Source organism: Chloroflexota bacterium, from assembly GCA_020161265.1.
Classification (GTDB): Bacteria; Chloroflexota; Chloroflexia; order Chloroflexales; family Herpetosiphonaceae; genus Herpetosiphon.
The window spans coordinates 61,102-76,611 of the sequence record JAIUOC010000002.1 but is presented as its reverse complement, the minus strand read 5'-3'; the positions used below and the strand labels follow the sequence as shown (position 1 = coordinate 76,611).

Sequence of the window (15,510 nt, the reverse complement as noted above, 5' to 3'; positions counted from 1 at the left end):
GCGGGTTGGTTCGCGCACTAAGGAGGCAGGCACTGCAATGAACACACCCACTTGGGCGGTGGAACTCGACCACGTAACTAAAGAATTTCGCGGCAGCGTAGCCGTTCGTGATATTTCGTTAAAGATCGCGGACGGTGAATTTTTTTCGCTGCTTGGCCCCTCTGGCTGTGGTAAAACCACATTACTTCGCATGATCGCTGGCTTTGAAAACCCCAGTAGTGGCGACATTTATATTGAAGGTGTGTTGATGGGCGAAACCCCAGCCAATCGCCGTGATGTCAATACGGTTTTTCAGAGTTATGCGCTATTTCCCCATATGTCGGTGGCCGAAAACGTGGCCTTTGGCTTGCACATGAAAAATATCAACAAGGCCGATATTGCCACGCGGGTGAAGCAAGCCTTGGATATGGTGCAACTTGGCACATTTGGCGATCGTCGCCCGAAGCAACTTTCTGGTGGTCAGCAACAACGGGTTGCCTTAGCTCGCGCCTTGATCAATGAGCCAGAAGTTTTGTTGCTCGACGAACCCTTGGCCGCGCTTGATTTGAAGCTGCGCAAAGAAATGCAATTGGAACTCAAGAGCATTCAGCAGCGCTTGGGCATTACCTTTATCTTTGTCACCCACGATCAAGAAGAAGCCTTGACCATGAGTGACCGGATTGCGGTGATGGAACTGGGCAAGGTGCTGCAAGTCGGCCAGCCTACCGAAATTTATGAACGCCCCAAAACGCGGTTTGTCGCCGATTTTATTGGTGAATGCAATTTTATTGATGGTACGGTGCTGGCGGTTGAAAACGGCGCGGTAACTTTGGAGACTGACGGCGGTGTGCGGGTGGTGGGTACTGGCATGTTTCCGGTTGCTGCTGGCGATCATGCGGTGCTGGCCGTCCGGCCTGAGAAAGTCCGATTGGTTGAAGGCCAACAGCCCCAAGGTACAAATGTATTTGCTGCGATTGTTGAGCGTGTCGCCTATATTGGCTCTGATACGCGGATTATTGTGCGTTTGCCTGATGGTTCGCCGTTTGATGTATGGGAAGCCAACACCGTTTCGACGCTTGATCCAAACCAATATTATACTGCTGGCGACCCAGTGTATGTGACATGGGCCACTCAAAATAGCCTCATTCTCGAACGTTAATTGTACTCTGCTCAGGTTTGTTGGTTTGGGCAACCCAAACAACATCCATGGGGGAACTATGTATAATGCACGAACTGAGCAACGCCGTGCCTGGTTGCAAGCCTCGCCTGCCCTGATTTGGCTGGGCTTCTTCTTTTTGGCTCCCTTGGTGCTCATTTTAATTTATTCATTTCAAGGCCGCGCCGACGATGGCACGGTGCTCTGGAATTGGTCGCTGGCCAACTATCAAAAGCTGTTTGCTGATGGTGCGTTTTGGCGCACGCTCTGGCTTTCGACTTGGATTGCCCTGGTGGTAACTGCGATCACCTTAGTGGTCAGTTATCCCTTGGCCTTTTTTATGGCAACCCGTAGCCCCAAAATTCGTGGCGTGTTGGTGCTTGCGGTTATGATTCCCTTTTGGACGAACTTTCTGGTGCGGATTTACGCATGGAAAGTGTTGCTTGGCAATAATGGCGTGCTCAATCGCTTTTTAGGCCAATTTGATCTAGGGCCATTGCAAATTATCAATAGCCCCAGTGCGGTGATTATGGCGCTAATCTATGGCGAATTGCCGTATATGATTTTGCCTTTGTATGCGGCGCTCGAACGCTTTGATTGGGTGCAACTTGAGGCTGCCCGCGATTTAGGCGCTGGGCGATTTCAAACATTTTGGCGTGTGCTCTTGCCCCAAACCTTGCCAGGCATTACGGCTGGCTCAATTTTGGTGTTTGTGCCAACCGTTGGCACCTTCGCCGTCTCAGATATTTTGGGCGGCACGAGCGTGAATATGGTTGGTAATACCTTGAGTTTGCAATTTGGTTCGGCCTCGAATTGGGCCTATGGCTCAGCGATTTCGATGATTTTTATGCTGTTACTCTTGGGCGCAATCTTGCTCTATTTCAAAGCCACACGGGAGGTGAATGATGGCGAAAATCCTGGCTGATAAGCGCATCGAAACCAAGCACGGGCGTTCGCGCCCAGTTGCCAAACGGCACATGCCTTGGGGGACATGGGCGCTAACGCTGAATGCGATTTTCGTCTATACCTTCTTGTATGTGCCGATTATTGTGCTGGTGTTGTTTTCGTTCAACGCGGCCAAAGTTGGGGCGCAATGGCAGGGCTTCACGCTGCAATGGTATAACGAGCTATTTGCCGATGCTCGGTTGGGCGATGCCCTCTGGACGAGCCTTAAAATTGCTGGCTCTTCGACCTTGATTGCGACCACAATTGGCACCTTGGCCGCCTTGGCGCTGGAAAAACGTGGTTGGTGGGGGCGCAAAACCTTTGATACTGCGCTGTATCTGCCAGTGATTATTCCTGATGTGGTGATGGCTGTCTCGCTCTTAGGGTTCTTTACCTTGGCCTTTCGCCAATTTCAAGCGCTAATCGGCTTAAATTTGGCCATGGGCCTGTGGACGGTGATTATCTCGCATGTGGCCTTTAATATTTCGTTTGTGACGGTGGTGGTTGGCACCAGTTTGGCTAATTTTGATCGGCGCTTGGAAGAAGCTGCTGCCGATTTGGGCGCAACGCCATGGCAAACTTTTTGGCGCATCAAGTTTCCCTTGATTGGGCCTGGGGTTTTGGGCGGCGCATTGCTCTCGTTTACTCTCTCGCTTGATGATTTTGTGGTGACCTTTTTCACCCGTGGCCCAGGAGTCAACACCTTGACAACCGAGGTCTATGGGCGGATTAAAAAATCGATTTCGCCGGAGATTAATGCAATTTCAAGTTTGATGTTACTTGCTTCAACGACCTTGGTTGTGGCTTCGTTGTGGATGCAACGCCGTCGCCAAGGCTAATTATTGCTACTAGTGTGTTTTAAGGAGTCTGATTGATGAAACTACGTCGCTTTGGGCTGGTGCTCATGGTGTTGAGTTTGTTGGTGGCCTGTGGCGAAGCCAGCTCAACCGCTGTTCCGACAACTGCGCCTGCTGGTACGGCCACTGGCTCGAATTCTGGCTCGGTTGATCGCAGCAAATTGAGCAAAACCTTGCGCATTTATGCGTGGGGCGAGTATGTTCCCGAAGATGTGCCACAACTGTTTGAGAGTGAGTTTGGGGTCAAGGTTACGGTTGATACCTATTCATCGAACGAAGAAATGGCCGCCAAAATTCGCGCTGGCAATTCAGGCTACGATTTGATTCAACCTTCAGATTATATGGTGGCGTTGTTGGCTGAGGGCAACTATTTGGCCAAAATTGATTTGGCTAATATTCCCAACATTGCCAATATCGACCCAGCCAATATGGGTTTGTATTACGACCCAAACAATGAATTTTCAGTGCCATACTTGTGGGGAACCACGGGGATTGCCTACGATAAAACCGCAGTTTCGCCAGCCCCAACCAGTTGGTCAATTTTGTTTGATACTGCTCAATTGAGCGCCTACAAAGGTCGCGTGAGCATGCTCAACGACGAGCGCGAGGTAATTGGCGCGGCCATGCTGTTCTTGGGCAAAGATCGCAACTCCAGTGATGCTGCTGATCTCGAAGCTGCCAAAAAAGTCTTGATTGAGCAAAAACCGTTATTAGCTAAATACAATAGCGATAATGTTTATCAAGATTTGGCTTCGGGTGAAGTCGTTTTGGCCCAATCCTGGAATAATTACACTGGTTTGGCCATGATCGATAATGAAAACATCGAGTGGGTGATTCCGCAAGAGGGCGGCGTGATTTGGCAAGACACTATGGCGATTGTGGCTGGCACGCCCAACCAATATACTGCCGAAGTGTTTATTGATTTTATGAATCGGCCAGAAATTGCCGCCAAAGTTGCCGATTTTACTGGTGCGTTAACTCCCAACGTCAAAGGCGAACCATTGATCGGTGAAGAACTTAAGGCTGTGTATCCCAAGATCAAGCCGAGCGCTGAAGATCGCAAACGGCTCGATTGGTTGCGCAAAGGCCAAAATGCTACGGCCTTCTCCGATGTTTGGTCGGCGGTTAAATCGCAGTAGAGTTGTTTTAGGGATCAGGGGTCAGGGATGAGGGATCAGGTTAGCGATTCGGGCTTGGGATGTTATTAGAGAGATACCATGATGATTGTCAAGCGGCGTTTTCGATAAAACAAAACATCGTAGCAGGATCGTGGGCGGCACGCCGCCAGCACGCGACACGGCAGCGCGATTACGCTGCCATGTCGTGTGTATGTATCACCGATTGATGCTTGCCCCCAATGAACGAGCGAGCTTGCTGGCATGGGATGCGTTGGTCTAGCCCGCAGGCCTAGCAATGATTGATTATCCAACAAATCATTCTGCCATTGTCAGCGATGCTCGCGTATGTGGGCGAGCATCGACCTCTTGTACCGAGCAGCGCCACCGCCTTGCCGTGTGTCTATCAGCTTGTCATCACGATTGAAGATGTCACGCCGCGTATTTGACGGCGGCTGGTGGTTAAGAGTAATACCACCTTAGATGAGCTGTACACCTACATTCAGATCGCCTTCGAGTGGGAAGATTGTCATTTGCATCGATTTAGTATCTTTGGCGATGACTATTCGTCTCTACGCAGATGCGTGAAGGGTTCCCACGGTATCAGGAGGATCAGGGATGGATGCTGGATTCCCACAACCCCAGTTTTCGGTTGCTGATCGCGTTCGGGTACGGCTGAACGCACAGAATCGGACTCCACACGAGGGGATTATTGTCAGCTGTGCTTGGCATCATAAAGGCCAATATTACTACTACTATTCGATTGAGCGTGGGAAAAGCGTGCTGTTTCGGAAGGTGGCAAAGTACTATCCTGAGGCCGATTTAGAGCGCATGGCTGATCCTCCCACGGATGGAGCACAGCTGGCCCTGAAATAGTGCAGCGAACGGACGTGCTTAATGATGGCTAGGCTGAAACCCCCGTTTTCCGCAGTCGAGCGCACGATCATGAAACAATGGTCTTTTTGTTCGCTACGTCTGCGCGTGTGGCACTTTTTGAGGCATAATAGTGGTATCGTTGGATCACTCATTGGACAATAATCAGTCGTATACTTTCCTAAGCATCATTGTTGGGTATGCTTATGCCCTAAAACGCATCATGGTGCGGCTGGATGGAAACATTGTGGGGTTGGGCGTTGTTTCTGGAGGAGCATCGATGCGTGATAGGATACCGTTTTTGACGGCGTTCATGAGCAACTATGAACGGTCACTGAAAGTCAGTCTTTTCACTATCGTCATCTGTGGGAGTATTTTGTATGGACATCCCTCGCTGGATCTGTATCAAGCGACTATCCTCTGGGGAATATGTATTGCGGTTGGTTTAACGGTCGTTGTCTGTGTCACGATCGTTCATCGTCTCCTACGCCATGGCGAAACAAGACTTGTTAATAGTCGGATACCGTTTTTGGCTGCGTTCATGCGTAACCATGGACGGTCACTGAAAATTAGTCTTTTCAGTATCATCAGCTGTGGGAGTATCTTGTATTTAGATCCTGCGCTGGATAGGTATCAAGCGACTATCCTCTGGGGGATGTTTATTGCAGGTGGTTTAACGGTCGTTGTCGTTGTTAATAGCGTTTATCGGATACTCAAGTATGGCATAACAAGACTCGTTAATAAAAAGAAGGGAATTGATTTTATTAATGGGTTAGATAAATTAGGCCTCTTTGTACTGTTTGATTCCGTCGAATATGACAGAGATGTTTCTCAAATCAGATTTCGGAATGCGACGATTTTCCAAACATTATGTGATTTAAATATCATCGCAAAAAAAGAAACGCGAGCCGGTGATGTGCGTTCATCGCGGTATTTCGTGACTGATTGGGCCAAAGCGCGTATCCTCAAGCGGTTGTTTGGTGATACCAAAGCGAACCGTTGATGCGATAGCGAGAACGGCGATGATGATCGCGCAATGGACAATGCTATTCGGTTCTAGCTGATACGTCCATGGGAGCGTCTGCTAAGGACAGGAATACCACGATGGGTTTCCTCACCGACGAGGCGGGCATGGTGCTTTGCCGACCCATATGAAACTGGCCTTGGTTTGGATACCATAATGGATGTCACGCTGTTTTATGGGCTAGAACCAATATTCGTGCGGTATGCGGCAGAATAGACATAACGGAGTAATTTTATGTCTGATCCATGGAATTATCAGACATGAATGGCCTATTTGAGCGCTCATGAGGTCTGATAACCCTGCATATAAACGCTCTATTTAATGTCTGTAAGCATCAGTATATGGCGAACATAGCCCGCCAGAATGCCCTAAAATCCATACTTTGCCGTTCACCGCCAACATTGGGTTTACCCCTATTAGGCATAGCAGAAATTGTTACGATAGCTCCAAGCCAATAAGCCAATTTGGAAATTAGAGGTCAAGAATTCAGGGACACGAGGGTCAGGAGCCAATAGATGGACTAAATCCTGACCCCTGACAACTGATCCCTACTTGGCCAAACGATCTAAGACTTCACGGGCGAGGGCACAGGCTTGGCCGCGATGGCTGATACGGTTTTTTTCTTCAGGGTCAAGTTCAGCCAAATGCTTATCATAATCCAGAAGGTAAAACACCGGATCATAGCCAAAACCACCGACACCGCGAGGCTCCTCGGCAATTACCCCAGGCAGAATACCCTCAACCACCTCAGTTGGCTGGCCAGGCCAGGCAATCGCAATCACACAGACGAAGCGGGCAATCCGATCATGGAAGGGCTTGCCTTTGAGTTCTTCCAACACCCGAGCGTAGGCCCGATGTGGGTTAGTTGGGTCGGGCAATGCCCAGCGGGCCGTATAGATGCCAGGTTTGCCGTCAAGTGCCGCTACTTCCAGTCCTGAATCGTCGGCCAAGGTTGGTAAGCCACTGATTTGAGCATAGGTTTCGGCCTTCAAACGAGCATTTTCAACGAAGGTTGTGCCAGTTTCCTCAACCTCATAATCGATGCCTGCATCGGCCAACGTCAGCAATTCAAATGGCAAGCCACTGAAAATCGCCCGCAGTTCACCGACTTTATGGGCATTATTTGAACCAATTAATAGCTTTTGCATACATCCTTACCCTAGGAACGGACATTTTGATGTTGTAAAACATAGCGATGCACTGCAACGGCGACCCCGCCGAAGCGTGCTGAAGGCGCAACCCAATCGGCGGCCTCGATTGCTTGTTGCATACTACCAGTTAATGAAACCCCAACTCCGGCCCAGCGCAACATTCCTACATCAGCATCAGCATCGCCGATTGCCAGTACCTCGCTTTGCTGAATGCTCCAGGCCTGACAGAGATGTTCCAAGGCCCGTTCTTTGGTGGCCTCGGCATGGGAAATAACTGCTGAGTAAACCTCGCCAGTGCTGCGCAAATAGCGAAATTGCTGTAATTGCGAATTACGCCCCAAAATCTCTTCAACCGCGCGGGTTGCTAACTCGCCATGGCATAAGATGCGAGTGGGAGCCAGCCGCACAATCAATTCAAGGGATGATACCGGCGTGCAAACGGTGCGTGAGCCGACTAAATTGCTCGCTTGGGCCGTGACAAAATTGGTTTCATCGATCGTGAAAACCACTGGTAAACTGCGTTTATCGGCCATGGCCGCGATACGTTGCGCCAACTCCAAATCGATGGTGTGATGGGCAATTTCGCGCCCACGTTCATCCCAAACGCGGGCACCATTATGGCAAACCAGCGCAGTTGGAATATGCAAACGCTGAGCAACTTCTTGAGCAGCTTCACGACGGCGGGCAGTGGCTAAAACCACGCGAATCCCTTGACGAGCAGCCAAGGCCAACGCCTCGATATTGGTCGGGGGCAATTGGCCGCGATCATCAAGCAGGGTAAGGTCAATATCGGTTGCAATCATTCGAATTGGCATAAGCCCTACCGTAGACAGTTCATGCGAAGATTCGCATCAACCATCGATTACACCGGCCACACACGCTGGCCAAAACGCTCGATGTGATAGCCGTGTGTTTCCAACATGTCAATGATAGATTGGCCATGCGCTTCATCGCGCACTTCGAGAATCATCTCGATTCCCACCCGATCAAGTGGGAGTTGCCAAACTGCCCGCCGATGGCTAATATCGATGACATTCGCACCAGCTTGGGCAATGGCATTAACTAAGGGAGCGAGATTTCCCGGACGATCAGGGACACTGGTCCGAACGCGTAAATAGCGACCTTGTTTGACCAACACTTGTTCAATAATCCGAGCAAGGAAGTTGCCATCGATATTGCCACCGCTGAGCACCACCAACGTTGGCTCATTTGGTCGCAAGCGAATTGCTCCTTCAAGCAAGGCGGCCACGCCAACTGCTCCGGCTCCCTCAACCACCATACGGCTATATTGCAAAATATGCACTAAGCCCCGCGCTGCTGCATCGTCATCAACGGTGACGATATCATCAACCAATTGATTGATAATTGGCAAGGTCAATTCGCCTGGGCGTTTGACCGCAATTCCATCACAGATGGTCGCGGCATGGGGCACAGCAATTGGCTTGCCTGCCTGTTGCGAGGCGATCATCGAAGGACAGCCTGCCGCCTGCACCCCGATCAAGCGTACATTAGGGCGCAGCGAACGCAAGGCGAGGGCAATCCCTGCCATCATCCCACCACCACCGATTGGTACGACGACCGTGCCGCCTTGGTCGGGCAATTGGTCGGCAATTTCTAAGCCGAGCGTGCCTTGGCCAGCAATTGTAAAGGGATCGTCGAAGGCATGAACATAGGTTGCGCCAGTTTGGGCTTGCAGTTCGCGGGCATACGACCCAGCATCATCGAACGAAGCCCCATGCAAAATTACCTCTGCGCCCATGCGTTGGGCCGACGTAATTTTGGCCAATGGAGCAAACTCCGGCATCACGACAGTAGCTTTAATGCCATTCAATTGAGCGGCGAGGGCCACGCCTTGGGCATGGTTGCCTGCCGAATGGGTAATTACGCCACGGGCTTTTTCTTCGTCCGAGAGCGAATTGATTTTGGTATACGCTCCACGCACTTTGAACGAACCAGCACGTTGAGTATTTTCGGCTTTGTAAATAATTTGGCCACCAAGCTCTTGGCTCAGTTGTTCGGCTGGCAAGAGCGGCGTTTGGGTGATAATCGAGCCTAAAACATGGGCTGCGGCATAAATGTCATCAATCGTTGGCATAGACTTTTCTACCATGGTGAGTTCAATTCCTCCACAATGAGGATTGACCCGCATCATTGCGAGTCAATGGGGCTATTGTACCATAGCCACTTTGGGTTTTTGGCTAGTCGGTAAACGATTGAACAACAGTTAAACATTGAGAAAGTAATAGTACTCGGTCAGATCGCGTTGCCAGCCATGCTGCTCGTAGAGCCGTTGCGCGCTTGTATTGGTCGCTTCGGTTTCTAATACGAGGCCTTTACTATTGGTGCTAACGGCCCAATCACGAGCCGCATTGAGCAAGCCTGAGGCCACACCTTGACCACGAGATTGCTCTGCCACAAACAGATCGTTTAAAATCCATAAACGTTGCATTGAAACCGATGAAAAACTAGGGTAGAGTTGGCAGAAGCCTAAACCAGCCTCAGGAGTTTGCGCCAAAAAGATGATCGATTCGTTATTGCTCAGCCTTTCGTGCAAAAAAGCGCGGGCGGCTGTAAGATCGCTTGCTTGACGATAAAATTGGCGGTAGCCATCAAATAATGGCACAAGTCGCTCAAGTTCATCCAAGCTTGCTTGGATAATTTGCATCGCAACTCCTTTGTGCGGCTGCACACAATTAATATCCGACTATGGTAGCTAGTATCGTACCATAATTCGACCTAGAATAACGCATTAATGAGCATGTCACAGATCGGGTTCCTGCTTCGTCTGAATTAGGTCTGTTTGATTTTTGATCGATAGTAGCCTTTAATGCTTAAGTATTTTAGTGAGGAGCTAAGCGCTATGAAACCAATTATTTTTGAAATTACCGGGGAGATCGAAGCCCCCGCCGACCTGGTTTATCAAATTATTGCCGATTATCGCGATGGGCATCCACATATTGTGCCCAAGCAATATTTCAAAAGCCTGACGGTTGAGCAAGGTGGCATTGGCAAGGGCACGATTTTTGTTACTGAAACTGAGGCGTTTGGCCGTAAGCAAACCATGCGCATGCATGTGACTGAGCCAAGCCCGGGCAGTGTGTTAGTCGAAACTGATTACGATTTGGGGATTATCACCACGTTTACGGTTACGCCTGATGGTGAAAATCGTTCGAAGCTAACCTTGCACACTCGGTCTGAGCCAAAACCTGGCCTGATGGGCTTGATCGAGCGCTTTTTATCACCTGGCTTGTTACGCAAGATGTATTTGGCCGAATTTGAGACCTTTAATCAATATGTGCGCAGCAACCAATATCGTGTCCAAACTAACTAAACTGTATGTTCCCACACCCCTGAATCCTCTGCTATGGTGGCGGGCGCTGGGGTGTGGGATTTTCCATTAACCTGATGTTTTTACCGTTTGACCACGATTAAGATAGCTTTCGAAGCTGTACAATGCCAAGGCAATCCAAATAATTGCAAAACCAATCAATTTTGTGCCTGAAATTGGCTCATGGTAGAGCAACACTCCAAGGCTGAATTGCATGGTTGGGTTGATATATTGCAATAACCCCAAGGTCGTCATGGGAATTTGGCGTGCCCCAGCAGCAAACATCAACAATGGAATCGCTGTCACAATGCCTGCCCCTGCTAAAATCAAGCTGACTGTCCACGATTGATGGGCAAAAGCGGCTTTGCCTTGGGTTTCGAGCCAGAGCAAATAGCCCGCCGCTGGCCCGAAAAAGACGACTGTTTCCAACGCGAGACCTTGCAACGAATCCAAAGCGGCAGTTTTGCGAATTAGGCCATAAAACCCAAAGGTAAACGCCAAGGCTAGGGCGATCCATGGTAAAACACCCAGTGCTACGGTGAGATAGACCACGCCGATGGTGGCCAAACCAATTGCCATGGCCTGCCAGCGCCGCACTCGTTCGCCCAAAAACAACATGCCCAGTGCTACATTTACCAAAGGATTGATAAAATAGCCAAGGCTACTTTCGACCACATGGTTGGCATTAACCGCCCAGATGTAGACATACCAGTTGATACCCAGCAAAAAAGCGCTGGTCGCATAGATGAGAACTGTGCGCCGATTGCGCAAAACCTGCAAAAATTGGCCCATTTGGCCGCGCACAACCACCAACAAACCCACAAATACCAACGACCACGCCATGCGATGCGCCAAAATTTCCAACGCTGGAACGCTGCGCAGCAACTTCCAGTAGAGCGGGAAAAATCCCCAACATGCATAAGCCCCGGCAGCGTAGAGAATTCCCCGTTTCATGCCAACACTCCCATTTGAAGCCTACTGTGGTTGATGGTTCAGCCAAAGTACAATTGCTAATTGCTGCATTATCGCTGATTTTTGGCAAAATCATGCTATGCTTAAGACCTAGCATCGCATACAATAACCTGCATATCTGAATGATTTCGCTGTTGGCTGACCCACTCGCTGCATCGTCGTGATCGTTGAACTCCTTTGTATCAACCTTGGAGCGTTGACATGAGCAATTCAGCATCAGATTCCGCCGCACTCCAGGCCCAAATTGCCGAATTACAGGCCCAATTAGCCCACGCCCAACGCCAAGCCGAGTTATTTGAAAATCTGGTCAAACGCTTGCCAATTGGCATCGATTTGTTACAACGCGAAGATCCCGATGATCCGACCTCGCTGCGCTTAATTTTTACCAATGGTTTGATGCCCAATGCGCCGATTGATATGCGCCTCCACGTTGGCAAGCTGATTAAAGATATTTTCCCCGATGTTCCGCCAATGGTTTTTGAACGCTATCAGCATGCGCTTGATTCAGGTGAGATGGTGCATTTGAATGAATTAACCGTCAAAGTGCCAGATATTGGGGTTCGGATTGCTCAGCTTTCAGCAATTCCGCTTACCAACGATATTTTGTGTATCAAGGTCGCCGATATTACCGAGCAAAAGCAGGTGCTCGAAGCCCAACGCCATATGATGGAGCAGCAGGCGATTATTAATAGCCAACAGGAAGCCCTGGCCGATATTTCAACTCCATTAATTCCAATTACCGATAGCGTAGTGATTATGCCGCTGATTGGGGCGGTCGATACGCGGCGGGCACAGCAGATGATGGAAACCTTGCTGCATGGGATTAGTCACATGACGGCCCGCTTTGCCATTTTGGATATTACTGGGGTGCCGATTGTTGATACTCAAGTGGCCCATGTGCTGATTCAAGCTGCTCAATCGGTACGTTTGCTTGGCGGTCAGGTTATTTTAACTGGCATTCGCCCAGAAGTTGCCCAAACCTTGGTTGGCTTGGGCGTGAATCTGAACGACTTGATTGTACGCGGCAATTTGCAAAGTGGTGTGGCCTATGCCACGGTTGAGCGCTATCATTAATCATGGTTGCGCTAGCCACGTAGCTAGCGCTGTTTGCTAAATAAAGTTGGTTTTGCGTTGTTGGACGACCAGCGTGATGCCTAATAAACCTACGATAACCGCTAGTTGGATTGCCAAAATGCTCAGTTCGCTGCTATTCCAGGCTAGGCTGTTGCTATCGCGATGTTGGGCAATTGCTGGAATTTGCAGAATACCCCATAAAAACCCTTGAAACCCCAAATTTGCCAGAGCCATGGCTCCAATTGCCCCATGCTGCGAGCCTGTCACAATCCCCAGCATCATAATTAAACAATAGCTCAGCAAAATTTCGACCAATGCTAATGTCGTTATTGCAGCCAAGCCATTGGGCAGGCTATCACGGCTGAGAATAATCAGCCAACTGCCAATCAATGCCAGCAGCCAAGGCAGCAAAAACATCGATAGATTGGCCATAATTTTGGCCAAGGCATATTGACGACCTGAAACTGGCAAACTCATAATAAATGGCAAGGTTTTTTGAGTGTGTTCGCTAATCACGTTGCTGGTTGTTAGATGAATGCCTAAAATCATTAATACCGTCAGAATCAGAATTACCCCAATTCCAAATACAAAACTATTATCATCAGCAAGCAGCATTGCTAGCGCAACTAGCATGGCACTGAGGTAAACTGACAGCATCGTGCGATTAATTTGCCAATCTTTACGCACTAAATGGTTAATCATCGAATTCATAGATTTTTCCCTTCGCGCCGCGCTTGAATCGAGGCAACAAAAATTTCTTCGAGAGTTAATAATTCGACTGCCTGAATTTCTATGCCTGCTTGTTGATAGATTTGCTGCAACTCAGGGCTATACCGATTGGTAATAATTGTTTGGAGTTGACCATGACCTTGGTGTTGTAGGACATACGGCAATTGGGCAACCGTTTGATCTGCCGTAACGCGCACGCGCAAGCGTCGCCAATCATCAAGCAAATCTTCTTTTGAACGTGCTTCGATAATTGAGCCTTGATCGATAAACACAACTTGATCGGAAATTTGCTCAACATCAAGCGTGTTATGCGATGAAAATAAGATTGTGCGATCTTCATCGGCCAGCACTTCGATCAATGCGGTGAGCACTTCTTGCCGCGCCACCGGATCAAGCCCAGTTGTCGGTTCGTCGAGAATCAGCAATTTGGGCCGGCGTGCCAAGGCCAACAGTAAGCTTGCTTTAACCCGCTGACCATGCGATAAGCCTTTAATCTTCTGTTCAGCACGCAGGTCGAAACGCTTGAGCAATTGCTCAGCATAGGCTTGATCCCAATTTGGGTAAATTGATTGGATGAATTGCATATGCCAAGCCAAACTAGCTTTGGGATACAAGCGCATATCCTCGGAAACATAGCCAATCTCGCGTTTTGCCAGCACTTGTTGCTCGGGCATGGCTTGACCCAAAACCTGCACCGAACCATGATCTTGATGCACAAGGCCTAATAAAATGCGAATCGTGGTTGATTTGCCTGCGCCGTTGACCCCAATAAATCCGGTGATGCTGCCAGTTGGTAAGCTCAATGAAATATCGTTTAAGCTGAAATATTTATAGCGTTTACCAACCTTATGTAGCTCGACGGCATACGTATTCATAAAAGCTCCTGTTGTTGTTGGGCTGTTGAAGCTTGTAAGCGTTGGATTAATTGTTCGTTGGATAAGCCTAATAATGCTGCTAAACGAGCTACTTGCTCAAGATACGAATCCAATTCATCCTCCCATAATTGGCGACTAAGCTGGGTATTAGTGGCAACAAACGAGCCTTTGCCATGCTGAGTCACAATAATTCCCTCATGTTCTAGCTCGAAATACGCTCGTTTGACCGTAATAACGCTAATTCGTAGATCAATTGCCAGCTGACGAATTGAGGGAATTTCACTGCCTGCTGGCCAGTCGCCAATCGCAATCCGCTGTTTGATCTGCTCGATAATTTGGAGATACATCGGGCGGCCATCAGTACGTGAAATACTTAAGTCACTGTGTATGTTCATATATACAGTATATACAGCCTATACTCAGTTTGTCAAGCGCTAAAAAAGGAACGACCAGCGCTAGGCTGGCCGTTGGCGTGAGGTATGCAGCGAATTTAGTAGCCGTAGCGGCTCTTGAGATGTCGCCAGAAGTCGCGCAACATCCATTTATCAAACTCGGTAATTTGGCTAGCACTGCCAGCATTCATAATAAAGCTGTTGATGTCAGTTGGTGTCCAATCGTAAAAATCGTCAAGCCCAAAGGTATGCCCAACTTCGTGCAGAAAGATATGAATATTCTCGCTGTTGAGGTTGTTGACAAAATATTCGCTGCCAACCCGCTGACCCCAATCGCCACCAGCACCGCCAGCCATGCCCTTGGTTAGCCACAACGACATATCGTAGTGGTGATCGAAGCCGCCAGGACAATCGGAATAATCGCCATCTTGGTTGAAGAAACGGCCACATGGCGGAGCACATTGCGGCGCATTTTCAGCGATATTGTTGACATAAATATCAACGGAGTTATCACTCCATTGCAAGGTGCTGCGATCGCGCACGGCCCAGCCGACCACGTTGATATTGACATTGGTGTAAGGCCAGCCATTGGTGCCTTGACCATTATCAAGCATCGCATCCATCCATTTTTTGAATTGCCGCGCCAGCGAGGCATGAATTTGGTCGCGCAAGGCGGCGGAAACTGGAGCATCAGAATCCCAGCGCACACAATAATTAATCGAGCCATTGCCCGCAATCACTTGATCCCAGCCATAATTGCGAAAACCATACAAATTGCCATAGGTTGATTCGACATGCTGCCAAACTTCATTCAGCGGTGTTACCAAGTTGCTTGGCGGATTCCAGCCGGTTGGCGTAACGGTTGGCGTGCGGGTTGCGGTTGGCGCAGGTGTGCGAGTTGCAGTTGGCGCAGGTGTGCGCGTGGCAGTTGGCACAACTGTTGTGGCAGAAGGCGCAGGCGTGCGGGTTGCCGTGGGAATTGCGGTTGCAGTGCTCGGCATTGGCGTGCGGGTTGCGGTTGGCACAACGCCGGTCGCGGT

17 protein-coding genes are annotated in these 15,510 nt (G+C 49.3%); 8 read left to right on the top strand and 9 right to left on the bottom strand.

From position 1 onward, the window contains the following. The first annotated feature begins 37 nt into the window (after positions 1-37). From LCH85_04660 to LCH85_04635, 6 genes are all read left to right on the top strand, one after another. Entirely contained in the window at positions 38-1,138 is a 1,101-nt protein-coding gene (locus LCH85_04660) for an ABC transporter ATP-binding protein (GenBank protein ID MCA0351266.1), read from the top strand. Positions 1,139-1,196: 58 nt separating this feature from the next. Continuing rightward, positions 1,197-2,060 (top strand): ABC transporter permease, encoded by an 864-nt coding sequence (locus LCH85_04655; GenBank protein ID MCA0351265.1) that lies wholly within the window; start codon positions 1,197-1,199, stop codon positions 2,058-2,060. Next, positions 2,041-2,919: an ABC transporter permease gene (locus tag LCH85_04650; protein ID MCA0351264.1), complete on the top strand. Its 879-nt coding sequence runs from the start codon at positions 2,041-2,043 to the stop codon at positions 2,917-2,919. The genes LCH85_04655 and LCH85_04650 overlap by 20 nt, the downstream gene beginning before the upstream one ends. A gap of 35 nt (positions 2,920-2,954) precedes the next feature. Continuing rightward, complete coding sequence (locus tag LCH85_04645; protein ID MCA0351263.1) at positions 2,955-4,076, top strand: spermidine/putrescine ABC transporter substrate-binding protein; 1,122 nt, start codon at positions 2,955-2,957, stop codon at positions 4,074-4,076. A 434-nt stretch (positions 4,077-4,510) separates the two neighbouring features. Beyond that, on the top strand, positions 4,511-4,711 hold the full coding sequence (locus LCH85_04640; protein ID MCA0351262.1) for a plasmid pRiA4b ORF-3 family protein: 201 nt from the start codon (positions 4,511-4,513) through the stop codon (positions 4,709-4,711). A 368-nt stretch (positions 4,712-5,079) separates the two neighbouring features. Then, entirely contained in the window at positions 5,080-5,928 is an 849-nt protein-coding gene (locus LCH85_04635; GenBank protein MCA0351261.1) for a hypothetical protein, read from the top strand. A gap of 569 nt (positions 5,929-6,497) precedes the next feature. Here LCH85_04635 and rdgB read toward each other — a convergent pair. The 4 genes from rdgB to LCH85_04615 form a co-directional block, all read right to left on the bottom strand. Then, on the bottom strand, positions 6,498-7,097 hold the full coding sequence (gene rdgB, locus LCH85_04630) for an RdgB/HAM1 family non-canonical purine NTP pyrophosphatase (GenBank protein ID MCA0351260.1): 600 nt from the start codon (positions 7,095-7,097) through the stop codon (positions 6,498-6,500). A gap of 11 nt (positions 7,098-7,108) precedes the next feature. After that, on the bottom strand, positions 7,109-7,915 hold the full coding sequence (locus LCH85_04625; GenBank protein MCA0351259.1) for a Cof-type HAD-IIB family hydrolase: 807 nt from the start codon (positions 7,913-7,915) through the stop codon (positions 7,109-7,111). 47 nt (positions 7,916-7,962) lie between these two features. After that, complete coding sequence (gene ilvA, locus LCH85_04620; GenBank protein ID MCA0351258.1) at positions 7,963-9,195, bottom strand: threonine ammonia-lyase; 1,233 nt, start codon at positions 9,193-9,195, stop codon at positions 7,963-7,965. 129 nt (positions 9,196-9,324) lie between these two features. After that, positions 9,325-9,765, bottom strand: a complete 441-nt coding sequence (locus LCH85_04615; GenBank protein MCA0351257.1) for a GNAT family N-acetyltransferase — start codon at positions 9,763-9,765, stop codon at positions 9,325-9,327. A 195-nt stretch (positions 9,766-9,960) separates the two neighbouring features. On the opposite strand from LCH85_04615, the gene LCH85_04610 reads away from it, so the two are divergent. Then, positions 9,961-10,431 (top strand): SRPBCC family protein, encoded by a 471-nt coding sequence (locus tag LCH85_04610; protein ID MCA0351256.1) that lies wholly within the window; start codon positions 9,961-9,963, stop codon positions 10,429-10,431. Positions 10,432-10,497: 66 nt separating this feature from the next. On the opposite strand, the gene rarD is transcribed toward LCH85_04610, so the two are convergent. Then, on the bottom strand, positions 10,498-11,382 hold the full coding sequence (gene rarD / locus LCH85_04605) for an EamA family transporter RarD (GenBank protein MCA0351255.1): 885 nt from the start codon (positions 11,380-11,382) through the stop codon (positions 10,498-10,500). A gap of 219 nt (positions 11,383-11,601) precedes the next feature. Here rarD and LCH85_04600 point away from each other — a divergent pair, with 219 nt between their 5' ends. Continuing rightward, positions 11,602-12,474 (top strand): STAS domain-containing protein, encoded by an 873-nt coding sequence (locus tag LCH85_04600; protein MCA0351254.1) that lies wholly within the window; start codon positions 11,602-11,604, stop codon positions 12,472-12,474. A 36-nt stretch (positions 12,475-12,510) separates the two neighbouring features. On the opposite strand, the gene LCH85_04595 is transcribed toward LCH85_04600, so the two are convergent. From LCH85_04595 to LCH85_04580, 4 genes are all read right to left on the bottom strand, one after another. Then, the gene (locus tag LCH85_04595) at positions 12,511-13,185 is read right to left on the bottom strand and encodes an ABC transporter permease (GenBank protein ID MCA0351253.1); all 675 of its coding nucleotides are present in this window, start codon (positions 13,183-13,185) and stop codon (positions 12,511-12,513) included. After that, on the bottom strand, positions 13,182-14,078 hold the full coding sequence (locus tag LCH85_04590) for an ABC transporter ATP-binding protein (GenBank protein MCA0351252.1): 897 nt from the start codon (positions 14,076-14,078) through the stop codon (positions 13,182-13,184). Before LCH85_04590 ends, LCH85_04595 begins: the two co-directional genes overlap by 4 nt. Then, positions 14,075-14,473, bottom strand: a complete 399-nt coding sequence (locus LCH85_04585; protein MCA0351251.1) for a GntR family transcriptional regulator — start codon at positions 14,471-14,473, stop codon at positions 14,075-14,077. The genes LCH85_04590 and LCH85_04585 overlap by 4 nt, the downstream gene beginning before the upstream one ends. Before the next feature lie 95 nt (positions 14,474-14,568). Next, on the bottom strand, positions 14,569-15,471 hold the full coding sequence (locus LCH85_04580; GenBank protein MCA0351250.1) for a hypothetical protein: 903 nt from the start codon (positions 15,469-15,471) through the stop codon (positions 14,569-14,571). Between the last annotated feature and the right edge of the window lie 39 nt (positions 15,472-15,510).